The sequence below is a fragment of the Exiguobacterium sp. s189 genome (assembly GCF_018617615.1).
In the GTDB taxonomy this organism is placed as follows: Bacteria; Bacillota; Bacilli; order Exiguobacteriales; family Exiguobacteriaceae; genus Exiguobacterium; species Exiguobacterium aestuarii_A.
Map to the genome: position 1 here is coordinate 1 of NZ_JACSKM010000010.1, position 21,747 is coordinate 21,747.

The 21,747-nt window shown below is 46.5% G+C and carries 26 protein-coding genes and 2 riboswitches; of the genes, 13 read left to right on the forward strand and 13 right to left on the reverse strand.

Features of this window, described 5'->3' with window-relative positions:
• Window positions 1-163: 163 nt before the first annotated feature.
• From KNO99_RS11990 to KNO99_RS12005, 4 genes are all read right to left on the reverse strand, one after another.
• On the reverse strand, window positions 164-421 hold the full coding sequence (locus KNO99_RS11990) for a hypothetical protein (protein ID WP_214748894.1): 258 nt from the start codon (window positions 419-421) through the stop codon (window positions 164-166).
• Window positions 422-564: 143 nt separating this feature from the next.
• Window positions 565-1,077 carry a DM13 domain-containing protein gene (locus KNO99_RS11995; RefSeq protein ID WP_214748896.1) on the reverse strand — a complete coding sequence of 171 codons (513 nt, stop codon included), beginning with the start codon at window positions 1,075-1,077 and terminating at the stop codon, window positions 565-567.
• Window positions 1,078-1,178: 101 nt separating this feature from the next.
• On the reverse strand, window positions 1,179-1,703 hold the full coding sequence (msrA, locus tag KNO99_RS12000) for a peptide-methionine (S)-S-oxide reductase MsrA (RefSeq protein ID WP_214748899.1): 525 nt from the start codon (window positions 1,701-1,703) through the stop codon (window positions 1,179-1,181).
• A gap of 67 nt (window positions 1,704-1,770) precedes the next feature.
• A riboswitch (SAM riboswitch) is annotated at window positions 1,771-1,870 on the reverse strand.
• Between the two features lie 44 nt (window positions 1,871-1,914).
• Entirely contained in the window at window positions 1,915-2,076 is a 162-nt protein-coding gene (locus KNO99_RS12005) for a hypothetical protein (RefSeq protein WP_214692576.1), read from the reverse strand.
• A gap of 113 nt (window positions 2,077-2,189) precedes the next feature.
• Here KNO99_RS12005 and KNO99_RS12010 point away from each other — a divergent pair, with 113 nt between their 5' ends.
• Both KNO99_RS12010 and rlmN read left to right on the forward strand, forming a co-directional pair.
• A complete protein-coding gene (locus KNO99_RS12010) occupies window positions 2,190-3,596 on the forward strand; it encodes an amidase family protein (RefSeq protein ID WP_214748902.1) in 1,407 nt (468 codons plus the stop codon).
• Window positions 3,597-3,661: 65 nt separating this feature from the next.
• Complete coding sequence (rlmN, locus tag KNO99_RS12015) at window positions 3,662-4,723, forward strand: dual-specificity RNA methyltransferase RlmN (RefSeq protein WP_214692573.1); 1,062 nt, start codon at window positions 3,662-3,664, stop codon at window positions 4,721-4,723.
• Window positions 4,724-4,762: 39 nt separating this feature from the next.
• On the opposite strand, the gene KNO99_RS12020 is transcribed toward rlmN, so the two are convergent.
• Window positions 4,763-5,362: a class I SAM-dependent methyltransferase gene (locus KNO99_RS12020; RefSeq protein WP_214748904.1), complete on the reverse strand. Its 600-nt coding sequence runs from the start codon at window positions 5,360-5,362 to the stop codon at window positions 4,763-4,765.
• A 148-nt stretch (window positions 5,363-5,510) separates the two neighbouring features.
• Here KNO99_RS12020 and KNO99_RS12025 point away from each other — a divergent pair, with 148 nt between their 5' ends.
• The 7 genes from KNO99_RS12025 to KNO99_RS12055 all read left to right on the forward strand — a co-directional run bounded on the left by KNO99_RS12025 (window position 5,511) and on the right by KNO99_RS12055 (window position 11,435).
• Window positions 5,511-6,392 (forward strand): SMP-30/gluconolactonase/LRE family protein, encoded by an 882-nt coding sequence (locus KNO99_RS12025; RefSeq protein ID WP_214748907.1) that lies wholly within the window; start codon window positions 5,511-5,513, stop codon window positions 6,390-6,392.
• Between the two features lie 12 nt (window positions 6,393-6,404).
• Window positions 6,405-6,671, forward strand: a complete 267-nt coding sequence (locus tag KNO99_RS12030; RefSeq protein ID WP_214748911.1) for a hypothetical protein — start codon at window positions 6,405-6,407, stop codon at window positions 6,669-6,671.
• Between the two features lie 111 nt (window positions 6,672-6,782).
• Window positions 6,783-7,982, forward strand: coding sequence for a GTP-binding protein (locus tag KNO99_RS12035; RefSeq protein WP_214748914.1), 1,200 nt, complete (start codon window positions 6,783-6,785; stop codon window positions 7,980-7,982).
• Between the two features lie 59 nt (window positions 7,983-8,041).
• Window positions 8,042-8,142, forward strand: a riboswitch (TPP riboswitch).
• Window positions 8,143-8,224: 82 nt separating this feature from the next.
• Window positions 8,225-8,815 carry a Ykof family thiamine-binding protein gene (locus tag KNO99_RS12040; RefSeq protein WP_214748917.1) on the forward strand — a complete coding sequence of 197 codons (591 nt, stop codon included), beginning with the start codon at window positions 8,225-8,227 and terminating at the stop codon, window positions 8,813-8,815.
• Window positions 8,808-9,383 carry an ECF transporter S component gene (locus KNO99_RS12045; protein ID WP_074034359.1) on the forward strand — a complete coding sequence of 192 codons (576 nt, stop codon included), beginning with the start codon at window positions 8,808-8,810 and terminating at the stop codon, window positions 9,381-9,383. Before KNO99_RS12040 ends, KNO99_RS12045 begins: the two co-directional genes overlap by 8 nt.
• Complete coding sequence (locus KNO99_RS12050; RefSeq protein WP_214748921.1) at window positions 9,376-10,719, forward strand: ABC transporter ATP-binding protein; 1,344 nt, start codon at window positions 9,376-9,378, stop codon at window positions 10,717-10,719. Before KNO99_RS12045 ends, KNO99_RS12050 begins: the two co-directional genes overlap by 8 nt.
• Entirely contained in the window at window positions 10,701-11,435 is a 735-nt protein-coding gene (locus KNO99_RS12055) for an energy-coupling factor transporter transmembrane component T family protein (protein WP_214748924.1), read from the forward strand. Before KNO99_RS12050 ends, KNO99_RS12055 begins: the two co-directional genes overlap by 19 nt.
• Before the next feature lie 14 nt (window positions 11,436-11,449).
• Here the strand turns inward: KNO99_RS12055 and KNO99_RS12060 are convergent, their stop codons facing one another.
• Together KNO99_RS12060 and KNO99_RS12065 are read right to left on the reverse strand one after the other, a co-directional pair.
• On the reverse strand, window positions 11,450-12,040 hold the full coding sequence (locus tag KNO99_RS12060) for a DUF1643 domain-containing protein (protein WP_214748927.1): 591 nt from the start codon (window positions 12,038-12,040) through the stop codon (window positions 11,450-11,452).
• A gap of 28 nt (window positions 12,041-12,068) precedes the next feature.
• Window positions 12,069-12,752, reverse strand: coding sequence for a lytic transglycosylase domain-containing protein (locus KNO99_RS12065; protein WP_251129845.1), 684 nt, complete (start codon window positions 12,750-12,752; stop codon window positions 12,069-12,071).
• A gap of 86 nt (window positions 12,753-12,838) precedes the next feature.
• Between KNO99_RS12065 and KNO99_RS12070 the strand changes: the two genes are divergently transcribed.
• Window positions 12,839-13,534, forward strand: a complete 696-nt coding sequence (locus tag KNO99_RS12070; RefSeq protein WP_214748933.1) for a CPBP family intramembrane glutamic endopeptidase — start codon at window positions 12,839-12,841, stop codon at window positions 13,532-13,534.
• Here the strand turns inward: KNO99_RS12070 and KNO99_RS12075 are convergent.
• Window positions 13,467-14,390 carry an alpha/beta hydrolase gene (locus KNO99_RS12075; RefSeq protein ID WP_214748936.1) on the reverse strand — a complete coding sequence of 308 codons (924 nt, stop codon included), beginning with the start codon at window positions 14,388-14,390 and terminating at the stop codon, window positions 13,467-13,469. The genes KNO99_RS12070 and KNO99_RS12075 overlap by 68 nt on opposite strands.
• 179 nt (window positions 14,391-14,569) lie before the next feature.
• Between KNO99_RS12075 and KNO99_RS12080 the strand changes: the two genes are divergently transcribed.
• The gene (locus tag KNO99_RS12080; RefSeq protein WP_214748938.1) at window positions 14,570-14,980 is read left to right on the forward strand and encodes a hypothetical protein; all 411 of its coding nucleotides are present in this window, start codon (window positions 14,570-14,572) and stop codon (window positions 14,978-14,980) included.
• On the opposite strand, the gene KNO99_RS12085 is transcribed toward KNO99_RS12080, so the two are convergent.
• From KNO99_RS12085 to KNO99_RS12105, 5 genes are all read right to left on the reverse strand, one after another.
• Window positions 14,970-15,608 carry an ABC transporter ATP-binding protein gene (locus tag KNO99_RS12085; protein ID WP_214748942.1) on the reverse strand — a complete coding sequence of 213 codons (639 nt, stop codon included), beginning with the start codon at window positions 15,606-15,608 and terminating at the stop codon, window positions 14,970-14,972. The genes KNO99_RS12080 and KNO99_RS12085 overlap by 11 nt on opposite strands.
• Entirely contained in the window at window positions 15,605-16,618 is a 1,014-nt protein-coding gene (locus tag KNO99_RS12090) for an ABC transporter permease (RefSeq protein ID WP_214748946.1), read from the reverse strand. Before KNO99_RS12090 ends, KNO99_RS12085 begins: the two co-directional genes overlap by 4 nt.
• Before the next feature lie 67 nt (window positions 16,619-16,685).
• Window positions 16,686-18,032, reverse strand: a complete 1,347-nt coding sequence (locus KNO99_RS12095; protein ID WP_214748949.1) for a sensor histidine kinase — start codon at window positions 18,030-18,032, stop codon at window positions 16,686-16,688.
• The gene (locus tag KNO99_RS12100; protein ID WP_214748952.1) at window positions 18,029-18,694 is read right to left on the reverse strand and encodes a response regulator transcription factor; all 666 of its coding nucleotides are present in this window, start codon (window positions 18,692-18,694) and stop codon (window positions 18,029-18,031) included. The genes KNO99_RS12095 and KNO99_RS12100 overlap by 4 nt, the downstream gene beginning before the upstream one ends.
• Window positions 18,695-18,764: 70 nt before the next feature.
• Window positions 18,765-19,658, reverse strand: a complete 894-nt coding sequence (locus KNO99_RS12105) for a hypothetical protein (RefSeq protein ID WP_214748955.1) — start codon at window positions 19,656-19,658, stop codon at window positions 18,765-18,767.
• A gap of 169 nt (window positions 19,659-19,827) precedes the next feature.
• Between KNO99_RS12105 and KNO99_RS12110 the strand changes: the two genes are divergently transcribed.
• Together KNO99_RS12110 and KNO99_RS12115 are read left to right on the forward strand one after the other, a co-directional pair.
• On the forward strand, window positions 19,828-20,235 hold the full coding sequence (locus KNO99_RS12110) for a type III PLP-dependent enzyme domain-containing protein (RefSeq protein ID WP_214748958.1): 408 nt from the start codon (window positions 19,828-19,830) through the stop codon (window positions 20,233-20,235).
• A gap of 81 nt (window positions 20,236-20,316) precedes the next feature.
• Window positions 20,317-21,729, forward strand: a complete 1,413-nt coding sequence (locus tag KNO99_RS12115; RefSeq protein ID WP_214748961.1) for a S8 family peptidase — start codon at window positions 20,317-20,319, stop codon at window positions 21,727-21,729.
• The last annotated feature ends 18 nt before the right edge of the window (window positions 21,730-21,747 follow it).

The window sequence follows — 21,747 nt, forward strand, 5'->3', positions numbered from 1 at the left end:
CCGTGACATCAACGCGAGCATCAACCTATTGATGTTGGCCGACTGACAATCCTTCAGGGTGGGAACCACCCGACGAGCTTGGTAAACAACCGTGGCTAATAAGAGCACGGTCTTCCCAAGAAGCTCCCACTTCAATTTGCAAAGCAAATAAGTGGCGAGTAGTTCACTCATTCTCCTCTTTTTTCAACTTGCGTTGTCTAATACGCCACATCATCGACGTTATAAACGCCGCCCATCCACCGAGTACAAGGATATAAATTGCCAAGAAAAACACAAATTCTCCATAGTCTTCGAGCTTTTCAAATGGATTTTGAATAATCATCGGTTCGGATAATATACCGACCATCATCAATGGAATGAAGAAAAGTAAGAAACGTTTCCAAAAGTAGTGTTTGTATGGTTGTGAGAATGTCTGCTCCATAATCGTACCTCCTCAATTGAATTACACTTATTTACATATATGATAGCATGTTCTCAATTAATGTTGGATGATTGGTCTTTATTTTTTAGGCAATTTCAATTGAAAAGAGGGTGGCCAATTTGTTCAGCCACCCTTCAGTCAATTCATTCACTCGTTACAGCCAGTTCTCCAGTCCCGAACGTCGCACTAAAAGCACGGCACCAAATCACTACGGTGCTATATTCTGACAGATCGATATCTGCCGGAACTAAATAGTTTTGGTTTCCTGTATTCCCTTTAAGTGCTCCAAGTCGAATCCCTTCGGTCGTCTCTTGTCCGGGTTTCATCAAATAGACGAATAAATCAGGTCCGTTTGTCGTCTCGAACTCTTCAAATCGAAGATACGTCCCGTCTTCTGCCTCGACGGAGCGAATCGTGCCGGTTGTCTCATAATTTTTCTCCCCGTCCATGAACACACCCGCTACTTCGGTTTGACTCGGTTGTGCTTCCGGTGTCTTTTCCTCTGTCTCTTCTTCTGGAGCAGGCGTCTCAACAGCTGTCGGTGGTAATCCTTCATCGACTGTCTCTGTCAAGAAAAGCGGTGAGATGAGCCACCAGGCGACGGCGATCACGGCTATGCCGATCACACCGATGATGAGTTTCGTACTTGTATTCATGTATGAGTCCTCCTTTTCGGATGTATGAACCATTATTAGCCTTTTCCCGATTATTGGGCTTATAAAAAGACGCGAATGCTAACATTCGCGCCTGATGACCGTTATACGGTTTCGGTCCAGTTCTCCTCAATGAACTCGTCACGTCCCGAGATGGCCCGGTCTTCTTTATAGTGTTTTGGATTCTTTTTGTGGTAATCCTGGTGATACTCTTCCGCTTCGAAGAATGTCGTCGCCGGAGTGATTTTTGTGACAATCGGTGCGGTGAAACGACCACTTGCAGCTAACACATCGCGACTCGCCTCAGCCGCGATTCGTTGTTCCTCCGTGTGATAGAAGATGGCTGGGGCATACTGAGGCCCACGGTCTTGAAATTGACCACCGTCATCGGTCGGGTCGGTCTGAATCCAATATAGCTCGAGGAGACGCTCATATGAGAACAGAGATGGGTCATATGTGATTTGAACGACTTCTAAATGACCAGTCGTTCCCGTTTTGACTTCTTCATACGTCGGATTGTCGACCTCTCCGCCCATATAGCCGGATACGATTCCTTCAATCCCTGGTAGTTCTTCAAAAGGTGTTACCATGCACCAAAAACAGCCACCTGCAAATGTTGCTTTTTCCATCTTGTCGTTCCCTCCAAATCGTATTTCAACAAAAAAGCGCTCACGTCGGATGACATGAGCGCTCTCGTCATATCGTCCAAGGTTTCCCTTGCTGGTCGTAGCACCTTGCCTGTGGCAGGTTGCTGTGAAGTCATGGAGCCAGATCTCTCGTTCACTCTTGATATCGATATGTAGTTGGTGAGAGCATCATACCACCCTCAAAATACTTTCGTCAATGATTCGGTTTTCGCTTCAGCTGAAAAATCGTCAAGACGATGATGAATCCAATCAACCCGATTGAAATGAACGGACCATAGGGCACATTTTCTCCGTATAACTGCAAGAAAAATAGACCGAAGACAGCGAGTAGCACGAATATGTAGGAGCGTGTCATAGGAACCTCCTGTTTTTTCTTAAGTGTAACAAGAACACATCGACTTGGCGATACGAAAAGGAAATCAGGCATAGAGCACGAATAAAGTGGGAGAGATAAAGGAGGAATGTAGGATGGAACAAATCCAATTACATGAACTGACGATTGAACGTGCACATCGTGGATATAAAGAAGGACAATTCACGGTACGAGACATAACAGCGTATTATCTTAGAAGGATTGCTGCATATAATGAGCGACTTCATGCCGTCATCCAGGTGAATCCGGACGCCCTGTTCGAGGCAGAGGCGGCAGACCGGGCCTATAAAAAAGGAGTACGCAAACCACTCCTCGGCATCCCCGTCTTAATTAAGGACAATATCGAGACAGCCGGTCTGATGCGTACGACAGCAGGTGCCGCCGCCATGCGACATCATTTTGCAGGTCGAGATGCCGAGCTCGTGAAACGATTGCGAGCTGACGGGGCAATCATTCTCGGAAAAGCGAACCTGTCCGAGTGGGCGAACTTTTTAACGGAAGATATGCCGAATGGTTGGAGTGCTGTTGGCGGACAAACGAAGAACCCTTATGGCAACCAATTAGATGTCGGGGGATCGAGTTCTGGATCGGCTTCGGCGGTTGCGGCGAACTTGACACTACTTGCCGTTGGATCTGAGACGAGCGGCTCGATTGTACACCCGAGTGTGCATAATAGTATCGTCGGAATCAAGCCGACCGTCGGCTTGATCAGTCGTTCAGGAATCATTCCAATCTCACGTTCTCAGGATACGGCTGGACCGATGGCGCGTACCCTTCGTGATGCGGTCGTTGCCTTGCAGACCATGTGTGGTGAAGATTCGGCTGATCCTGCGACATGGGAAACTCCAGTCGGACCGCCTTATGTGACATGTCTCGATGTCCGTCAAGCGGTCGGGATGCGTGTCGGATTTATCAAGCCAACTATTTCAGACGAAGAAGTCGGTTTGTATGAACAGGCACTTCGATTGTTGCGTCAAGCCGAGGTTGAACTCGTCGAGATCACGTTACCGAAACACGATGCATTAGAACAGGCAGATATTTTGTTTGATGAATTCAAGCTTGGGATTGAGGCGTACCTTGCGAACACAACTGTGCCATTTAAGACGCTTTCCGACTTGATCGAATGGAACGCGGACCACCCCGAATCGATTCCGCACGGGCAGACCATCTTTGAACAGTCAGATGCACGTTCAGGGCGTCTCATCGAAGCTAGTTATCTCGACCGTCGGATTGATGATGTTCATTTCGCAAAAGTGGACGGAATGGATGAGCTATTAAAAGGGCAAAAACTGGACGCAATCGTCCTGCCACATGACATGAACTATGACATGGCTGCGAAAGCAGGACACCCGACAATCACGATCCCTTATAAACGAAAAGAGAGTGGGGCCCCGTTCGGTCTATCGTTCACGGGAACGAGCTTTGCGGAACGAGATTTGATTCGTGTCGCTTATGCGTTCGAACAGTTCATCACACGACCGACGCCTCCAGATTATTCGTAAGTTGCACCCGTCTCTGACGTCCGCTACAATGGTACGTATGCGGATTAGAGAAAGGACAGGTTAGAATGAAATCATCTATATACGGGTTGACGTTCGATCAGCTCACAAACGAGTGCACGGAAGCAGGATATGGTGCCTTCCACGCACGTCAAGTCTGGGACTCGCTCTACATCGATCGAGTCAAATCGATGGACGCGCTGAACGTCCGTGACGAAGTACGCGATTACTTAACTGAGAAATATGTCATCTCGACACAAGAACTGTTCGTCAAACAAGAAGCGGGCGATGGAACGGTCAAATTCTTACTTAAATTGCATGATGGTCACTATATCGAGACGGTGCTCATGCGTCATAAATATGGTCGCTCGGTCTGTGTGACGACACAGGTCGGTTGTAACATCGGCTGCAGCTTCTGTGCGAGCGGCTTGTTGAAAAAGACACGTGATTTGACGGCTGGTGAGGTCGTCGAGCAGATCATGACTGTCCAACATTTCCTCGATGGAGAAGGAGAAGGGGACCGTGTCAGTCATATCGTCGTTATGGGAATCGGTGAACCGTTTGACAACTTCGATAACTTGGTCGACTTCTTGCGCGTCGTCAAAGATGAGCGTGGTCTTGCAATCGCCCCACGTAAAATCAACGTGTCGACGAGTGGTCTTGCGGACAAGATCTATAAGTTTGCGGACCTCGACTTACGCATCAATTTGGCGCTATCTCTGCATGCGCCAAACGATGAATTACGTACACGCATCATGAAAATCAACCGGGCGTTCCCGCTTGATAAACTCATGCCGTCGATTCGCTATTACGTCGAGAAGACGAATAAGCGAATCACATTCGAGTATATCCTGCTCTCGAAAGTGAACGATTTACCAGAACACGCGGAAGAACTTGCGGACTTGATTGAAGACATCAAGGACAAGTCTTACATCAACTTGATTCCGTACAATCCGGTCAACGAGCATATTCAATATGAGCGAAGCACACCGGAAGATATCATGGCGTTTTATGATATCTTGAAAAAGCGTGGCGTCAATACGGGTGTCCGTCTCGAACATGGCACAGACATCGATGCAGCTTGCGGTCAGCTCCGCAGTAAGCATATGAACGTCGAAGGCGCGAAGTAATCAAATGGCCTCTCCGAATTTTTCGGGGAGGCCATTCGCTTATCGTTTTTGTCCGACATATTGAATCACAGCTGATTCGCCGTGATGCAGTGTTCCTTCTTCTCGCCATACGACATTCTCGTTTAAGACGAGAGGAATGAAATTGTCTTCGAGTTGGTGGAACATCTCTTCGGTGTATAGAAGTGAGAGGTCTTTTGGTCCACCTGTCCCGTATGCGAGTTGATGTGTAGAGTACACTTCAGTCAGGAATACGCCACCAGGTCGTAGTGTTTTTTGAATACCGGCGAGCACCTTTTCTCTGACATGTGGAGGAAAGTGGCCGAAGATGCAGATAACTAGGTCATACGTTTCTTGCGACCAGACCGCTTCATTCAAGTCAATCTGCTTCGTCTGAAGGGAGACGCTTCGTGAAGTCGCCAAGCGCTTCGCTTTTTCGAGTCCTACTTTCGAAGCGTCCCACATCTCGACGTCGAAGCCGAGCGTGGCGAGCCAGACTGCGTTTCGCCCTTCCCCCTCAGCGATGGCCAATACATGTTTTCCTTCAATTTGATGAGACGTGATCCATTCGCGTAAAAACTCGTTCGGCTCTGTTCCATACACATAAGCCTCCGAGCTAAATCGTTCATCCCATTTAGACAAGACATTCACTTCCTCTCTACTTTTCTTTCACTATAGCAAATCGAACGGACGACGGTGAAAATCCATCACGATTTTCTGAATTCATGCATAGTCGAGATGGGAGAAGGGAATAGATTTCTGAACTAATGGATAGAGTGGAGGCTAAGTAATGAAGAGAGTAGATGCGTCGTTATGGATTCGGGTACGAAATACGCTTGGTGAAGGTCCTTGTTGGGATGCTGAGTTAAAGCGTTTTTATTGGGTAGATATCGAAGGTCATACGTTATGGTGGTATGACGAGCGAGAAGACGAGATTTCTTCATTCGAGGTCGGAAAACAGGTCGGTTTTGTCATTCCAAAAGTGACAGACGGTGTCGTCCTTGGATTGAAAGATGGAATCTATGAATGGGATGAAATTAATCGAGACCTAAATAAGATTGTCGAGTTGGATGACCCTGATGGTCGATTACGTTTCAATGATGGGAAAGCTGATCCATATGGTCGTATTTTTGCAGGTACGCTCCATCTTGAGGATGAAGAAAACCAAGCGACATTGTATCGAGTCGATCGAGATGGAACGACAACATCACTCATGGATGAATTGACACTTTCGAACGGGTTGACATGGTCGCCTGACCATTCCGTTTTTTATCATATCGATACACCGACTGAAAAAATTCGGAAATATGATTTTGATTTGAAGTCAGGTACGTTATCAAATGGAAAGGTCGTCATCGATTTCGCGGACGAGGATGGCTTCCCGGATGGTATGACATCAGATACGGAAGGATGTTTATGGATTGCACATTATGCTGGTGGACGAGTGTCACGTTGGGACCCATCGACAGGTAAAAAATTATTGGAAGTGCATGTTCCTGCGCCGAATGTCACTTCATGCGCCTTTATCGGGGATGGGCTGAATCGATTAGCCATCACGACGGCTCGTGAAGGAATGGATGAGGAGGCGCTTGCCGAATATCCGGATGCGGGATCGGTATTTATTATCGACACAGAAGTGAAAGGGATGCCATTGTATCGTTTCGGTCGCTGAGGAGGAAATACGATGGTGAAACGACTGTTGGTTCGAGCAGGTATTGGGTTGGCAGTTGCTGCAGCAGTTAAGATGGGGATTCAAAAGATCCAAGAAAACCGAGCGCGTGAAGAAGATCATTCGTACCTCGACCCGAAGTGGGATGAGGTGCCGAGCGTCGATTCAGACAAAGATGAGGATGAAGTCGGATTGACTCAACTCGACTCGATTTATCGGGCTGAATGGCAGGCGAACGCTTATCCGCGCTCGGAAGCCGAAAGAAGGGCACTTGAAGAATAAATTCCCACATATTCAAAAACACGTCGTTGGACGTGTTTTTTTGTTGACAAAAAGATGTTCCCATTCCATTATATAAAGAGTAATCATTACGATTTAAATGGAGGATATATCATGAAACGAATTCCAATTACGGTACTCTCGGGGTATCTTGGTAGCGGCAAGACGACGCTGCTTAACCACATCTTACATAACCGGGATCACAAGAAATATGCCGTCATCGTGAACGATATGAGTGAACTGAATATCGATGAGAAGTTGATCGAGCAGGGAGGATTCTCCCGGACCGATGAAAAATTAGTCGAACTTTCGAACGGATGTATCTGTTGCACGCTTCGCGAAGATTTGTTGACAGCCGTCTATGAATTAACGAAAGATCGTGAGCTCGACGGCATCATCATCGAGTCTTCTGGTATCTCTGAGCCGATTCCTGTTGCGCAGACGTTCACGTATGCCGATGACGCGCTCGGAATCGATTTGACGAGCCGTGTCTATATCGATGCGATGGTCACGGTCGTTGATGCGTACCGCTTCTTCAAAGATTTCAATTCCGGTGAATCGCTTATGGAACGCCAACAAGCCGTCGATACAGGTGACGTACGTGAAGTCGTCGACCTTCTCGTCGACCAAGTCGAGTTTGCGGACATCATCGTATTGAACAAGGCGGACAGGGTATCTGAAGAAGAACTGCAGGAAATGAAGGGCTTACTGAAAACGCTCAATCCGAGTGCTAAGTTGTTGACGTCGACCTACTCGAATGTGGCGTTAGATGACCTGCTTGACGTCCGGTTGTTCAATTTTGACCAAGCGATGCGCGCTGCAGGTTGGATTCAAGAACTCGAGTCGGAAGAACATACGCCGGAAACGGAAGAGTATGGCATCAGCTCGTTCGTTTACCGTCGGCGTCGACCATTCCATCCTGAGCGTTTGATGAATTGGATGGAACATTACCCTGAAGAAATCGTTCGTGCCAAAGGTTTCTTGTGGATTGCGACACGAAACGACCTTGCTTGTCTGTTTTCACAAGCTGGGTATGCATCAACGCTCGAACATGCGGGGCGTTGGTTAGCGACACTTCCGGAGAGCGAACGAGAGGCTATGTTTGCAACCGAACCGGAACTGCGCGAAGACTACATCGAACCGTACGGAGACCGACAGAACGAATTGGTCCTCATCGGTCAACGAATGGACCGTGAGACGGTCGAGCGGTCACTTGACGCTTGCTTGTTGACGGATGAGGAGATGGAAGCATCGTGGGATTCGTTCCATGACCCGCTCCCTGGTACAGGTCAATTCGTCACATATTCAGATTGACCGTTTACAAAGCTTCGAAACATCGCTATACTGTGACTGCATAAGTAACCGCATATTAATGACTGCACTAGGGGTGCTTCGGCTGAGATGAGAGCATGGCTCCGATCCCTTATAACTCGATCCAGATAATACTGGCGTGAGGAAGTGCGGCACTTTCTCTATGCAAGTTTGTATAGATTTTGCTGCTGCATTCTCATGAATGCGGCTTTTTTTATGCAAACACATTTAGAGGGGGAAATAGAATGAATGAATCATGTGGTACGAGTCCGATTGTCGGGTTTCGATTCACACTAAGCCCGATGACAGACGATTTTGTCGGGACAATCAAAGGTGCACTAAAACGAACGGATCTGTCAGGTGTGTGGAGACATACGGATGATGTGTCTACGGTCATCCGTGGACAAGTCGAGCACGTGTTTGACGTCGCTCGAACGGTGTTGAGTCTTGCTTCGGAGGAAGGAAAGCACGTCTCGATGAGCGGAACGTTCTCTGTCGGTTGTCCGGGAGATTCGACGGGAGACGAGGCACTCGAGGCTCCGAGCGAACCATCAAACAGTGCATCAAGAGACCAGTATGTGTCTTCGCAGTTCGCACTCTATCCGATGGGTGCTGACAATTATATGGAGCTTATCTATGAGGAAATCGAGCAAGCAAAACAGGCTGGTGTCTATAACGAGTCGATGCATTATGCATCAGGCATCCACGGAAACTTAGATGACGTGTTCTCATACTACGAGGCGGCCTTTAAGCGGACGCGCGAAAAGAACCGACATGTTGTCATGACGGTGACGTTCAGCGTAAATAGTCCGTCACATGGAGGGCGACATGCTTAAATCGTGGAAATTGAAAGAAGTCGTCCTCGTCTCCGTATTATCTGTTGTCTTCGCGGTCGTCTATTTATTGTTCGTTCATATCGGTAACTTGTGGGCAGGGTTGATCGGTCCCATCGCCTACGAGTGGATCTTTGGCATCTGGTTTATCGTATCGATTATCTCGGCATACATCATTCGTAAACCGGGGGCAGCATTCATCTCAGAAGTGATGGCCGCAACGATTGAGATGTTGATTGGCAATGCCATTGGACCGCGCATCATCTTGGTCGGCATCGTACAAGGTTTAGGGGCAGAAGCCGTCTTTGCGATGACGGGCTATAGACGTTATGAGCTATGGGTTCTCATGCTGGCCGGATTTGGGTCGGCTGTCACGAGTTTCGTCTATACATATTTCATGAGTGGCTTCGCGATGTTAGAGCCAGGCTATGTGGCGACGATGTTCGGGCTGAGAGCCGTCAGTGGGATGGTCATCGCTGGAATCGGTGGGAAGTTGCTCAGTGACCTATTGCTGAAGACAGGATCACTTCGCGGTTATGCGATTTCACGAAGTGGGAACGTCCATGGTTGAGACAGAGTCACTTCATTTTCGATTCCCAGAGAGTTCTGAGGCGATTCTTAAGGATGTCACGGTATCGGTTCGGCAAGGTCGTACGATGTTATCTGGAGCGAGTGGGAGCGGGAAATCGACGCTTCTCGCGCTATTCAACCGTCTCTATCCGGAGAATTGTGACGGAATCCTTGATGGTAGACTCGAACTACTTGGACGATCATACGACGACTATGCACCTGGCGAGATCAATCAGCAGGTCGGAACGGTGTTTCAAGACCCGGATACGCAATTTGTCATGGAGCGGGTGGAAGAAGAACTGATTTTCACACTTGAGAACTTGTCGGCACCTGTCTCAGACATCGAGCAACGCGTAACGGAAATCCTCGAATCGTTACAGTTGAGTGATTATCGAAACCGCAAAATCGATTCGTTGTCAGGCGGACAGAAACAGCGGATCGCTGTCGCTTGCGCTTTAGTCGGAAGGCCTCAGTGGCTTCTGCTCGATGAACCATTGACGCATCTAGACCCAGTGACCGCAGAAGAATTTGTAAAATGGCTCGACAAGATGAAAGACCTGAATGTCATTGTCGTGGAGCATCGTCCCCATCTATGGGGAGATTACTTTGACTGGCATATTGAGTTAGAGCGAGGGTGTGTCGTTAGGCATGAATCATTCCGTCCGGTCGAGGATTTTGCATTCGTGAAGTCGAACGCGTCACTCTCAGCTATTCAACGCTACAAGGTTAAAGAGGTCAGACGTGATTCGTTTCAGCTCAACGAGACGATGCTCCACGTCCGGACTGGTGAAGTGATTGCCATTCTCGGACCGAATGGGAGCGGGAAGTCGACATTTTTAAGAAGCTTAACTGAACACGATCATCGGGTCGGACTCGTGCCACAATCACCAGAACATCTATTTTTTATGAACTCCGTTGAGCGAGAGTTGCAGTTTGGTCACGAAACATCAATTGAGACCGTGTTATCTGACATGGAGCTTCATAATCAGAGATTCCTCCATCCGTTATCCCTTAGCCATGGTCAAAAACGGAGGCTCGCAGTTGGAATCCAGTCGCTATCGAATAAGCAATTGCTTGCATTCGATGAACCGACTGCAGGTCAGGACGAAGCGTCACTCCATGCCCTCGAGGCGCTGATGAAGCGGCATGCGGAACAAGGGCAGACCATCCTGTTCGTTACGCATGACCTATCGTTCGCCAACATCGCCAATACATTCTATCTGATGAAGGACGGGGAACTTTCGGGACCGTTCGGGGATGAACTATGGCAGAACACAGAGAGGCTCCTTGATTATCGATTGCAAGGGAGGGGAGAACGATGTCACTCCATGACATGAATCCGACAGTGAAATTTGTGACATTGACGCTCATCATGTTCGGTCTGGCACTGTTTTACAACCCTTGGACCCCGCTCGTCATCATTGTCGGTACGCTACTGATTCAACTTGTGGCGACAGACGTATCGTGGAAGAAATGGGGAATGTTCTTGATTCCATTTCTCATCACGGCGATCGGTACGTTTTGGACGACGCTCGTGTTTGGGAAAAATCTTGAGGGAGAGACGTGGATGACTATACTCGGTCAGGACATCACAGTTGAAGAGAGACGTGTCGCCGTTGCCCTTAGTCTTCGCGTCCTGGCGTTCACGGTCCTCTCCCTTCTTTTCATGATGACAACAGATTCAAAGCGATTCGTTATGAGTTTGATGCAACAGGCGAAGTTATCGCCAACAATCGCCTATAGTGCCCTTGTCGGGTTCCGCTTCATCCCTTTGTTGCAGCGTGAGCTACAGCAACTCCAATATGCACATCAGCTGCGAGGTGTACCGTTCAACACGAAATGGGAACGCCTTCGGCACGTTCCGAAATTACTGTTGCCACTCCTGGCAGGTTCGATCCGACGGGCCGAACGCATCGCCTTTTCGATGGAAGCGAGAGGGTTCACGAGTGGAAAACGAACGATTTATGACAAGGTTGAGGTCAAATCAAGTGATTTTGTTTGGTCAGGTGTATTACTCACGTTATTTGGAATCGCCATCTGGGCAGGCATATAAAAAAGGAAGGTGACTCACATGGAGTCATCTTCCTTTTTCGTTTCCTTCACAATCCGAAACTTTGGTTTTACCGATTCATTGTTGAACGCCTCGAGTACCGTGTTCTCGTTGGCCATACGAATCTGTTGCGGTTCGCCTTTAGCAGTCGTACCGATACAGTACATATTGGACTCGTAATCGGCAAAGAGCGATTTATAGGATGTCGCATGGTGCATTAATCGACCAGGCGAGCCCCAACCGACGATAATCATTCCGCCGCTCGCCTCCACCTCTTGTAACGTCTCTTCGACATAGTGATAATTCGTCTCGTCGAGCTGCGATTCCACATATGGAAGATTATCATTGATGGCAAGTGTTGGCACGAGACTGATGACACGCATCTCCCGAATCGGTTGCGACAAATGATTTTGCATCAACATATAAGCACGTTGCGTTGTCGTACCTGATAAAAAGGCATCGCTCATACGCGGTGAATAGATGATGACGGCACAAATCACTCCATCCTCGACATCCGTGAACTCATACGTTCGCAAATAACGTTTCGTTTTGTCTTCGTTGAAAATCGTTTTTACGCGGATGGTTACTTCTTCTATATGCGTATTCATTTCCATTCCTCACTTTTTCATGTAAGCATCAGCCGAGTGTCTTAAACCACTCGACGTATCGAATCGTATAATAGGCGACATGTTGGCTGAAGGTGTCCCGTTCATCCGGGATGACCGTCACACTTGATTCATAATTCTCATAGTATGTCATGACATCAGTGACATACTGCTCACTTCGATTGTACTCGAAGATGGCGTTCCGTATCGATGTGACTGAATCTGTCTTTTTCCCGCCGTGTTCACTTAAATAATACGCCGCCGTGTGGGCAGAATCAACAAGACTATGCGGGTCTGCTTTGCCATCGCCATTTCCGTCACGACCGAGACCTCCGTATTGATCGATTAAAGCTAGATCCGTCAGATCGACTTCGTCTTCAGGAACATCGCCTTTTTGATCATCCGTATCATATTCCCAACCTAGCCAAGTGCGGGGCATAAATTGAAATGGTCCGATTGCCCCAACAGAGGAGCGCATCGAAGAACTGTGCGAGAAGATCGTTTCGACGCGATGTACAGCAGCAAGCAGACGCCAGTCCACGTCGTATGCCTCCGCGGCGTCCTGATACACAGCGAGATTAGCGTTCGGCACGCCGTGTTCGCCGTAATAGGTTCGATACAATCCATTGTTTACTTTATCATGTTGACCGAGCCAGCCAATTGCCCCGAGCAAAAGCACGAGTACAATGATGAAACCGGTCAGTCGCAGCATCATACGTTTCAAGATACCGCCTCCTAGCTTTTAGACAATACCCGAATAGTGTAGCATATAGCTAAGAGGAAGGACAGGAGTGGATATGGATGCTCGAACGATTGATTTTTACAACCATTATTGGGTATATGTTGGTCGTCCAAATCTTTAACGCAAAACTGATTCGTCCATTGATTGAGACGAAAGGACGGACGTGGGTATACGACCAAACCGTTAAATCAGCATGGGGACTGACCTTGTTGATTGTAGCTCTCATTTTTTTATTTCAAGTACCGCCATCGGAAGTAGGTTTGACATTTTCGCCAGAACCAGGCAACGAACAGGCGTGGCAAGTCTTTTTCCTATCATGTATTCTCGTCACAGTAACACTCGTTTTTTATTTGTTAGTCAAGACCTCATCCCGACTACGAGGTATCCTACGTCCTTACTATGAGCTTGATTTAGAAAAGCTTCTTCTGCCTAGAACGAAGAAAGAGGAACAGGAGTGGAGTGCCGTCTCGGTCACAGCAGGTGTGACCGAAGAGTTCATCTTTAGAGGCGTTCTACTTTATACGATCACACTCTATATCGATGGGTCGAACGTCACTCTTGCACTAATTGGTGGAGCACTCTTTGGCATCGCGCATGCCTATCAAGGCCTCAAAGGAATCTTGACGACTGGCACTGTCGGTTTCGGTCTCGGTCTACTATATTTAGGTATGGGTGTCTTATGGCCGGTCATGGTCTTGCATGTACTACTTGACTTGATTGCTGGACCAATCCATGTCGATGCAAAAAGCGATTGACCGCATCTTCATATGCAGGGGCGTCCTTGATCATACAATCTGTATGTTCTGCTCCGTCAATCAAGAGCAAATCGTTTTGGCGGTTCAACGCGTTCATCTCGACTGACATCCACGTCGGGACGAAATCATCTTTTGAGCCGTGTACGAATAAGATTGGGGTCGTCGTTTCAGTGACGGCCTTTTTTGGTTGTACTTGCTTCATGGTGAATCCGGCACGAGACCATAAGAAATAATTGATTCCGGGAATGAAGAACTCTGCCGGTATCCGGTGCAATTCTTTCAATTGGTATCGCATCAATTGCCCCATATCGTCAAACGGACATTCTGCGATGACAAAATCGACGTCTGTGAGCGGAGTCGTTTGAAGGACCGTCGCTGCACCCATCGAGACTCCGTGAAGACCGATTTGTTCGACTGTTTCATTCGTTTTCAACCATTCGACCCAATCAATCATATCGATTTTTTCATGATATCCGTAAGAGGCATAAACGCCTTCGGATTCCCCGTGTGACCTTAAGTCGACAGCAAGCAAGTTATATCCGAGACGATGGAACATGGCGAGATGAGGCGCCATGAAGCTATGTGAAGCGGTATAACCATGTACAAACACAATCCATTTCGTCGAGGCGTCATTCCGATAAATTCGACCATAGAGTCGATAATCGTCCCTCGACTGTATGGAGACGTGTTCAAATGGGACATCATGATAGAAAGCACGGTCCTCTTCCGTGTATGGAGCAAGTAACATCTCCGGTGTTTTCCGTTTCCCTCGAGTCATCCGTTTGAAAGCATAGTAGCTGATTGCGTAATAACCAGTGAAAAGTGAAGCTAATCCGATTTGCCATTTTCGTTGCATATGATCGACTCCTTTCAACGTAATTGTACCCGAAACGAAGAGAAATCGTGCTGTTTTCTGACGTAAGTTGGACTCTTACGTGCCATAACCTCAAAGTTTGTATGACGATACTCTTCTCGCATCACATAAGGATACACGCTATGATCGATAAACAATCTATAAAGGGGATCAGAACAGTGATGGAACGAGCGGATAGCTATCGAATGATTCAATGTGTGTTGAGTAATCCAAATGGAACGCTCGAAAGCGGTGTGACCTTTAGATGGACATGTGACGGCGACGAACGAATCGTCGGTCTCGTGTTCGATTTGTTGCTCGATCGTTATTTTCTACATAACAAATCGAGCCTACACACCGAGGTTCAGGAAATCGCAATGTCGACGGGATGTCGACCAGAAGAGGTCGTCCGTGCGTTTGCCTGTCTCTCGGGTATACGACTCGAATCAAATCATATTGCGGAGCGGTTCATGGTCATTGAAGGTGCCGACATCTCTCAACAGGGAGAAATCGGGGTCACCGTACGTTTCGGTGGCTGGCTTACGCATCAGCTTCGTCAAATCTGTCAGCGTGAACCGATGCTCAGCTATTGACCTCGGTCAACGTACCATCGATGACGCGCAGTATACGATCACATACATCGAGCATACGTTCATCGTGCGTGATGACGACGACGCTACGTCCTTCACGATGTGCTTGTTGTGACAGCAACTCCATCACACGCCGTCCGTTCTCGTAATCTAGACTCGCCGTCGGTTCATCTGCCAAAATGAGTTGTGGTGAATTAATTAAGGCTCTAGCGACGGCGACGCGTTGTTTTTCTCCTCCAGAGAGTGTCGTCGGGAGATGATGTAATCGATGTTCTAATCCAAGCTTCACTAGTAACTGTTTTGCATCGGTATCTTTATTTTCTTGAATGAGCTCGAGCTGTTCGAGTACTGTCAGATAAGGGATCAGATGTGCTTGCTGAAATACGAACCCGACTTCATGTAATCGGAGAAGCCGTCGCTGTTCTTCGTCTAAATCAAACACATCTTGTTCATTCATGGAAAATGTTCCTTGATCTGGTTTTCGGAGTAGACCGAGAATATATAATAACGTACTCTTTCCACTCCCACTTGGACCGACGATGGCGATACATTCTCCAGGTGACACGTGTAAATGAATATCATTTAGAACGAGTTGACCATCGAATTGATGAGATATATGTTCTAGTCTCATGATGCTTTCCCTCCTATAATTTCAATCGCGTCGATTTGGCGAAGCTTCCAGAGCGGAAGGAATGCACCAAGAATCGATAAGATGATGAACATGGAACCAAATAGTGAAACGTGACCGATATCGACGATAAACGGCATCGACGATGGAATCACGGCATCAGCGATATACATCATCCCGATGGACGCCGCGACAGCGGATGATACGATGACGATGACTTGGAAGAGCAATGCCTGTCCGATGATTCGTGGGGAGAGACCGATTGCTTTCAAAATACCGAGTTCAGGTAGCTTTTGTAAGGTGAACAGATAAAAGAATGCGGTCAAAATAAAGGTTCCAATCACCAGTAAGAATGCCCGCATCATCGTAAATGTGCTCTGCTCGGCGCTATAACCGGGAACAGATTCGATGATTTCCTGTTGACTCATTGTGAGTGTATCGGATGCCGTAGCGTTTGCTCCAATCTCGGCAGATACATATGGACGTTGTTCGGAGTAACGTAAATAATCGAACCACGTTTCATTCGTCGTATAGAGGACGGGCCCATGGCTGTATCTTCCAAGGGCTTCACCAGCGATTGTAAAGTCATACGCTGACACGAAGTCGGTCAGCGTATCGCCAATCTTTACGTTCTCTGAAAGGCTCGAATCGAAGACCACTTCACCTTTTCGTAGACCTTCGACTGGTCCAATCTTGCTCCCGCTAGGAAGGGCGAAGAGCGTCACCTCCTCTTTCTTTCCATCAATCGTGACTGTGAGCGGGCGGACACTCATCGTTTCAGTTGAAGCATCAGTTGGGACGTCCAAAAAGGAACGCGTCAACTGACCATCTGAATCTTTGTCGAGTCTATACGTTGAAACGTTCAATTCGTGTAGGGCAGAACCGTTGTCATATGCTAGTCCGTCTGCAAGCCCCGTGATCAAGGTCGTTAACATGACGATCATGAGGGTGATCACGAACAGCATCGAAAACTTTCGTTTTTGTCGCCACATCTCTTTCCATCCTAATTGCATAAAAAAACCTCCTTCGAGTTCTATGAAGGAAGTGTAATCGTTCAATATGAACGGAATATGAACAGCATCAAAAATGAAGATGGAACGTCGTCCCGATTCCTTTAGTCGATTCAAGGGTGATCTGTCCACCGTGCAAAGCGATGATGTCTGATGTGATGGCGAGGCCTAACCCGGTTCCTTGAGTCGTTCGTGCGGCATCGCCTCTGAAAAACCGGTCAAATACATGACGTTTCGTCTCCTCATCCATTCCGATTCCTTCATCGATAAAGGAGACACATATCCGAGGATTGACGGTGCATGTGATTCGGATTGTTCCACCATCGTTTGAGGCATGGATGGCATTGACTAATACATTGTTCCACACTTGTGCGAGGAGGACAGGGTCACTTTTCAATTCGACATTAGACGGGATGTCGGTCATGACGGCAATCCCTTTTTGGTCGAGCAAAAAGGCGTTCATCTGTATGACCTCTGAGATAGACTGTAACACGTTCACATCCGAAGCAAGGGTCGGTGGATGTTCATCTAGACGAGATAACAGTAAAAGTTGTTTGGTCAATTGAGATAAACGTCTCGTTTCTTGTTCGATGACGTGTGCATATTCTTTCGATACACCGTCGGTACCTTCAGCCAACTTTTCCGCATAGCCGACGAGTGACGTCAAAGGTGACTGAAATTCATGAGAAACGTTCGAGACGAATCGACGTTGCCGTGCTTCGGTCTGCTTGATCACATTCGTCATCTCTTGAAACTGTCTCGCTAACGTTCCGATTTCATCTTTTCGTTCAATAGGCAAATGTTTCGGCTCTAGTCTCATGGCCACGTCAGTCGTCGCGGCTGTGAGCGTTTTTAACGGTCGAACGAGTGAACGAGTCGACATCGCAATCAAGCTGAACGCGAGAATGGTTACGAGTGCGAAGAACATGCCGACGAAAAGGTGAAGCTCTCGGATTTGGGCACTCAGGTCAGGTCGAATGAAGACGACATCCCCATTGTCGAGTGTCCATCCGTACGTATTTGTCAATTCATTATCAAACAGCCCTAAAAGGAACAGATGAAATGGGAAATCACGCATTCCTTGATAAGGTGTGCCTGCACGGACAGATGAAATCACATCGTCAGGAATCGATTCATCTCTAAACGAACCACCATAGCGCGATCGTGTATTTGTCGAATCAATCACAACCAATTGGTAACCTGTTGCAGCCAAAAACGAATAAAATGCGTCTTCGTCTGCATCGGTATGTTCTGAGAAATAGGTCGACGCCTGTTTTGCGATTGTCTCGGTCTTCTCACTATAGGAAGGTTGCCACCACGTATAGTATGCGACATTACTAATCAATAAAGAGATGGCTCCAGAAATGAGCAGAATAAAAAACATGGTGAGAATGATTCGAGTATATAATGTCTTCATTTCAATACCTCGAGTGAATATCCGACACCTCGTACTGTTCGAATCGAGAGTGCGGGGTGGTCGAACCTGTGACGGAGTCGTTTGATGTGCACATCGACGGTTCGTTCATCTCCTTCGAAATCAAAACCCCATACGAGTTCAATCAACTCTTCGCGACGATATACCCTGCCTGGGAATGAAGCGAGCTGAAACAATAGTTCAAACTCTTTTTTGGGAAGGTAGAATAATTGGTCGTCGAGCTTCACTTCATATTCGGTTAAATCCAACTGTAGCGGTCCTGCTTGAATACGCGAAGCAGAAGAGCGGTTATAACGCCTTGAAACGGCTTGTAATCGGAATAGTAGTTCCTCCGGGATGAACGGCTTTGTCATATAGTCATCTGCCCCGTGCTCAAACCCTTGACGTTTATCTTCCCATTCGCCGAGTGCCGTCAATAAAATGACAGGAATATCAAGTTCCGTTTTCATGCGGCGACAAACTTCCCGACCATCTAAACCCGGTAACATAATGTCGATAATCGCTGCATCAATCGGCTGAGTCATATATAGCTGCTCGCCTGATTTCCCGTCTGTTGCAATGAAAACATCGTGACCTGCATCTTCAAACGTCTCTTTCACAAGACGTAAAATTGAAGGGTCATCTTCCACGATGAGTAAACGCATGTCAATCGTTCCTTTCTATAAAACTTACACGCGAAACGAGGTGACCCATACGAAGTCACCTCGAGTCGAATCAGTTCAATTGTTTCGTCATTTCCTCGTGCAAGGCTCGAAGCGCACGGATAAATGCATCTTTGAAATACTTATCTTCTTGTGTCTCTAATGTCTGAATCGCTTTTTGATCGCCCGTTGATGCTTTTAAGAGCAAATTCACAACTGTTCCCCAACGTTTGACGTGTTCTGGTCTTGGATGATTAAGGGCGGTTGTCAACGTGAACCAATACGGTTGATCGCGACGTTGAAGGGTGGCAATCATCTGTTTTGCAAGTAGAGCTTCTTTTTCGGAAGGAAGGGTCGCCGTCGCGAACCATCCGAGTAATGAGGCACTCATCGATTCGAGTTCTTGCTTCATCGACTGTTCCATCGGCAAACGTCCGAAATCCGTGACGTTGACAAACACTAAGCGGTCTTTTGGATCGATATGAGTGACCCATCCCGTGACCGATTTCATTTTGTCCCGTTCTTTAGATTGTGCCTTACATGTATACCCTTGTTGTTTTCCGATATAAATACGGAACTGCCCCCGGTCGACATGTTTGTCCACCTTGAACTCAATGTCTTGTCCGACTTGAAACGGTTGGTTCCGCTTATTTAGCGTCTGTCCTTTTTTCAACTCAGGTCGTTTCGAGATGTGACGCAGCGCTTCTTGTTCGGTGCGGTCATCCAACGTCCAAAGGTTGTGGGGCGTCACATTTTTGAAACGATGGCGTCGTACATAAATATATTGGTCAAGCGCGTCAATCGCGTCTGCGGCAGGTAGTGTACCATTCAAATAGTCATCAGCGATGTCTCGTAACGTGAGTGATTCGAGACGGTCGATATATCCTGCGTATGGAATCGTCTCGACGACATATAAAGCGGTCGCAATCAATTCACTTTCACGAGGGGTCAACGGTCGTTTGGCCATGGTGCACTTCCTCTCTAGATTCATACGATTAGTATATCAAAAACCATGCAATCGTTGCGAATTCAACTGAGATTTGGAAAAACATACGGAATGGACAGGATTTCCACATCCCATCACGAATAGTAACGTGTAGAGAATCGGATGAAGGAATGAAAAGTGAGGTGAGACAATGAAGCTCTCCATCGAACCTGGTGATTATGTTGTCTTGATTGAAATCAATAAAGAAGTATTAAAATGTGTCTCCCTCGAAGAAGCGGATCAGGCAGACCGGATCAGATACGAACTAGTCGGACGGATGAGTGAACGGTTACCAGCTGAAGTCATCGTCCCGTCCATCATCGACTACATTCGCTTTGGAAGTGGATATATCGGGGATCATATCGTCTGGGATGCAGAAACAGAGTCTTTTTTTTGTCAGCAGTTTGAGACAATCGACGGCTCTCCGCTCGGAGAAGATTTAGAAGGATTTCGTCCCGACCCAAGTCGAGTTGAACTGGCACGGTATTATACGTATTTGACCATCGGACGAATTGTCGAATATGAGATGTTACATCCTGATGAACCAAGCTATTGGTAAACTATTTAAAAAATAGGTAAATCTGCTATTTGTTTTGCGATAATAAAGTAATCAATCATTTGTTCGAATGGAGTGTGTCAAATGAAGAAACTTTTATTGGGTTTAACGATAGCAGCATTTATCTCTCCTCTGCATTCGTATGCAGAAAAACCTGTCGTGTTAGAGAAACATAGTTATCAAGTGAGTGAACCGAAGTATAAAAATCAATATTATATTAATCAAAGTGAAACGAATAAGGCATGGAATGTTACAAGGGGATCATCTGATATTTTGGTTGCGTTGATTGATTCCTCTGTAGACCATACACATTCTGAGTTAAAAAGTGTTCCTCGCATTCTTAACTCGATGAAGGGTCCTTATAGTGCTGATTATCATGGAACCCATACTTCTGGGATAATGGCAAGTAAACACAATAAATCCGGAATTGCTGGTATGGCACCTTCTGTTCGATATGACTTTTACAATGTCTTTTATGGAAAAAACTCTGAATATACAGATTCTTGGACAGTTGCAAAAGCGGTTGATAAAGCAGTGGCTAATGGTGCTGCTATTATCAATCTATCATTAGGTGGAGACGAATATGATAAAGTTCTTGCAAACTCTATTAAGACAGCAAGATCTAAAGGAGTCATAATTGTTGCTTCTTCAGGAAACGATTCTTCTAATAAAGTATCGTTTCCAGCTAGTATGAAAGAGGTTGTTGCAGTGGGAGCGGTCGATGCTAAGCATCGGATTGCAGGTTTTAGTAACATGAACAAAGACGTAAAAATTGTTGCTCCAGGTGTTAGTGTTTTATCTCTCGGTGTTAAAAATCAGTACGTATACATGGATGGTACTTCAATGGCAGCACCGATGGTCACTTCTGCACTTGCTTTAGTAAAATCAGTAAACCCTTATTTAAATCCGTCTGAAATTGACAACTTGATTGCCAAAATGCCAAAATCGAACGGAAAATCGTATACAGAATTAAATGTGAAACGTCTATTAGATGCAACACCTCAGCCGATTATTGTAAGTTCTCCTCAGAACATATTAGAGCCATATGTACGAAATGTGCGTGTGAAGCTTGGTACTGCTAAAAAAGTAAAAACTAGTTTGGCATTATATCAAGGTTCTAAGAAGATAAAAACACTGCCAGTTAATAAAGAGTTCACAATGTTTGCAAATGGTGATTGGTTATCGAGTGGACAATATAAGTTAGTAGCAAAAGTTCGTGATGGTATTTATAAACGCGAAACAAGTAAAATATTCAACTATGTAAACAATACGAAGACTAAAATTCGAATTAGTGCTAAAGATAAGAAAACGTTTGAGGTTGATCTTTCAAGAAAAGGTAACCTTGAAGTGAGAGATGTTGAAGGGAAAATTGTTTTTTCTGGAAAACGTCCGGTTGGAACATTCTTTATAAATGGTGATACGAATAAAACGATGACATTTGTCTTGAAACCAGATGATCGTCATCAGAAGAGTGTTAAGACGATTTATTACCCATAATATTTGCTAAAGTTATAT

Excerpts from the sequence above, each read along its gene's own strand:
- KNO99_RS11990 (WP_214748894.1), bottom strand. The coding sequence starts at position 421 with ATGGAGCAGACATTCTCACAACCATACAAACACTACTTTTGGAAACGT.
- KNO99_RS11995 (WP_214748896.1), bottom strand. The coding sequence starts at position 1,077 with ATGAATACAAGTACGAAACTCATCATCGGTGTGATCGGCATAGCCGTG.
- msrA (WP_214748899.1), bottom strand. The coding sequence starts at position 1,703 with ATGGAAAAAGCAACATTTGCAGGTGGCTGTTTTTGGTGCATGGTAACA.
- KNO99_RS12005 (WP_214692576.1), bottom strand. The coding sequence starts at position 2,076 with ATGACACGCTCCTACATATTCGTGCTACTCGCTGTCTTCGGTCTATTT.
- KNO99_RS12010 (WP_214748902.1), top strand. The coding sequence starts at position 2,190 with ATGGAACAAATCCAATTACATGAACTGACGATTGAACGTGCACATCGT.
- rlmN (WP_214692573.1), top strand. The coding sequence starts at position 3,662 with ATGAAATCATCTATATACGGGTTGACGTTCGATCAGCTCACAAACGAG.
- KNO99_RS12025 (WP_214748907.1), top strand. The coding sequence starts at position 5,511 with ATGAAGAGAGTAGATGCGTCGTTATGGATTCGGGTACGAAATACGCTT.
- KNO99_RS12030 (WP_214748911.1), top strand. The coding sequence starts at position 6,405 with ATGGTGAAACGACTGTTGGTTCGAGCAGGTATTGGGTTGGCAGTTGCT.
- KNO99_RS12035 (WP_214748914.1), top strand. The coding sequence starts at position 6,783 with ATGAAACGAATTCCAATTACGGTACTCTCGGGGTATCTTGGTAGCGGC.
- KNO99_RS12040 (WP_214748917.1), top strand. The coding sequence starts at position 8,225 with ATGAATGAATCATGTGGTACGAGTCCGATTGTCGGGTTTCGATTCACA.
- KNO99_RS12045 (WP_074034359.1), top strand. The coding sequence starts at position 8,808 with ATGCTTAAATCGTGGAAATTGAAAGAAGTCGTCCTCGTCTCCGTATTA.
- KNO99_RS12050 (WP_214748921.1), top strand. The coding sequence starts at position 9,376 with ATGGTTGAGACAGAGTCACTTCATTTTCGATTCCCAGAGAGTTCTGAG.
- KNO99_RS12055 (WP_214748924.1), top strand. The coding sequence starts at position 10,701 with ATGTCACTCCATGACATGAATCCGACAGTGAAATTTGTGACATTGACG.
- KNO99_RS12060 (WP_214748927.1), bottom strand. The coding sequence starts at position 12,040 with ATGAATACGCATATAGAAGAAGTAACCATCCGCGTAAAAACGATTTTC.
- KNO99_RS12065 (WP_251129845.1), bottom strand. The coding sequence starts at position 12,752 with ATGATGCTGCGACTGACCGGTTTCATCATTGTACTCGTGCTTTTGCTC.
- KNO99_RS12070 (WP_214748933.1), top strand. The coding sequence starts at position 12,839 with ATGCTCGAACGATTGATTTTTACAACCATTATTGGGTATATGTTGGTC.
- KNO99_RS12075 (WP_214748936.1), bottom strand. The coding sequence starts at position 14,390 with ATGCAACGAAAATGGCAAATCGGATTAGCTTCACTTTTCACTGGTTAT.
- KNO99_RS12080 (WP_214748938.1), top strand. The coding sequence starts at position 14,570 with ATGGAACGAGCGGATAGCTATCGAATGATTCAATGTGTGTTGAGTAAT.
- KNO99_RS12085 (WP_214748942.1), bottom strand. The coding sequence starts at position 15,608 with ATGAGACTAGAACATATATCTCATCAATTCGATGGTCAACTCGTTCTA.
- KNO99_RS12090 (WP_214748946.1), bottom strand. The coding sequence starts at position 16,618 with ATGCAATTAGGATGGAAAGAGATGTGGCGACAAAAACGAAAGTTTTCG.
- KNO99_RS12095 (WP_214748949.1), bottom strand. The coding sequence starts at position 18,032 with ATGAAGACATTATATACTCGAATCATTCTCACCATGTTTTTTATTCTG.
- KNO99_RS12100 (WP_214748952.1), bottom strand. The coding sequence starts at position 18,694 with ATGCGTTTACTCATCGTGGAAGATGACCCTTCAATTTTACGTCTTGTG.
- KNO99_RS12105 (WP_214748955.1), bottom strand. The coding sequence starts at position 19,658 with ATGGCCAAACGACCGTTGACCCCTCGTGAAAGTGAATTGATTGCGACC.
- KNO99_RS12110 (WP_214748958.1), top strand. The coding sequence starts at position 19,828 with ATGAAGCTCTCCATCGAACCTGGTGATTATGTTGTCTTGATTGAAATC.
- KNO99_RS12115 (WP_214748961.1), top strand. The coding sequence starts at position 20,317 with ATGAAGAAACTTTTATTGGGTTTAACGATAGCAGCATTTATCTCTCCT.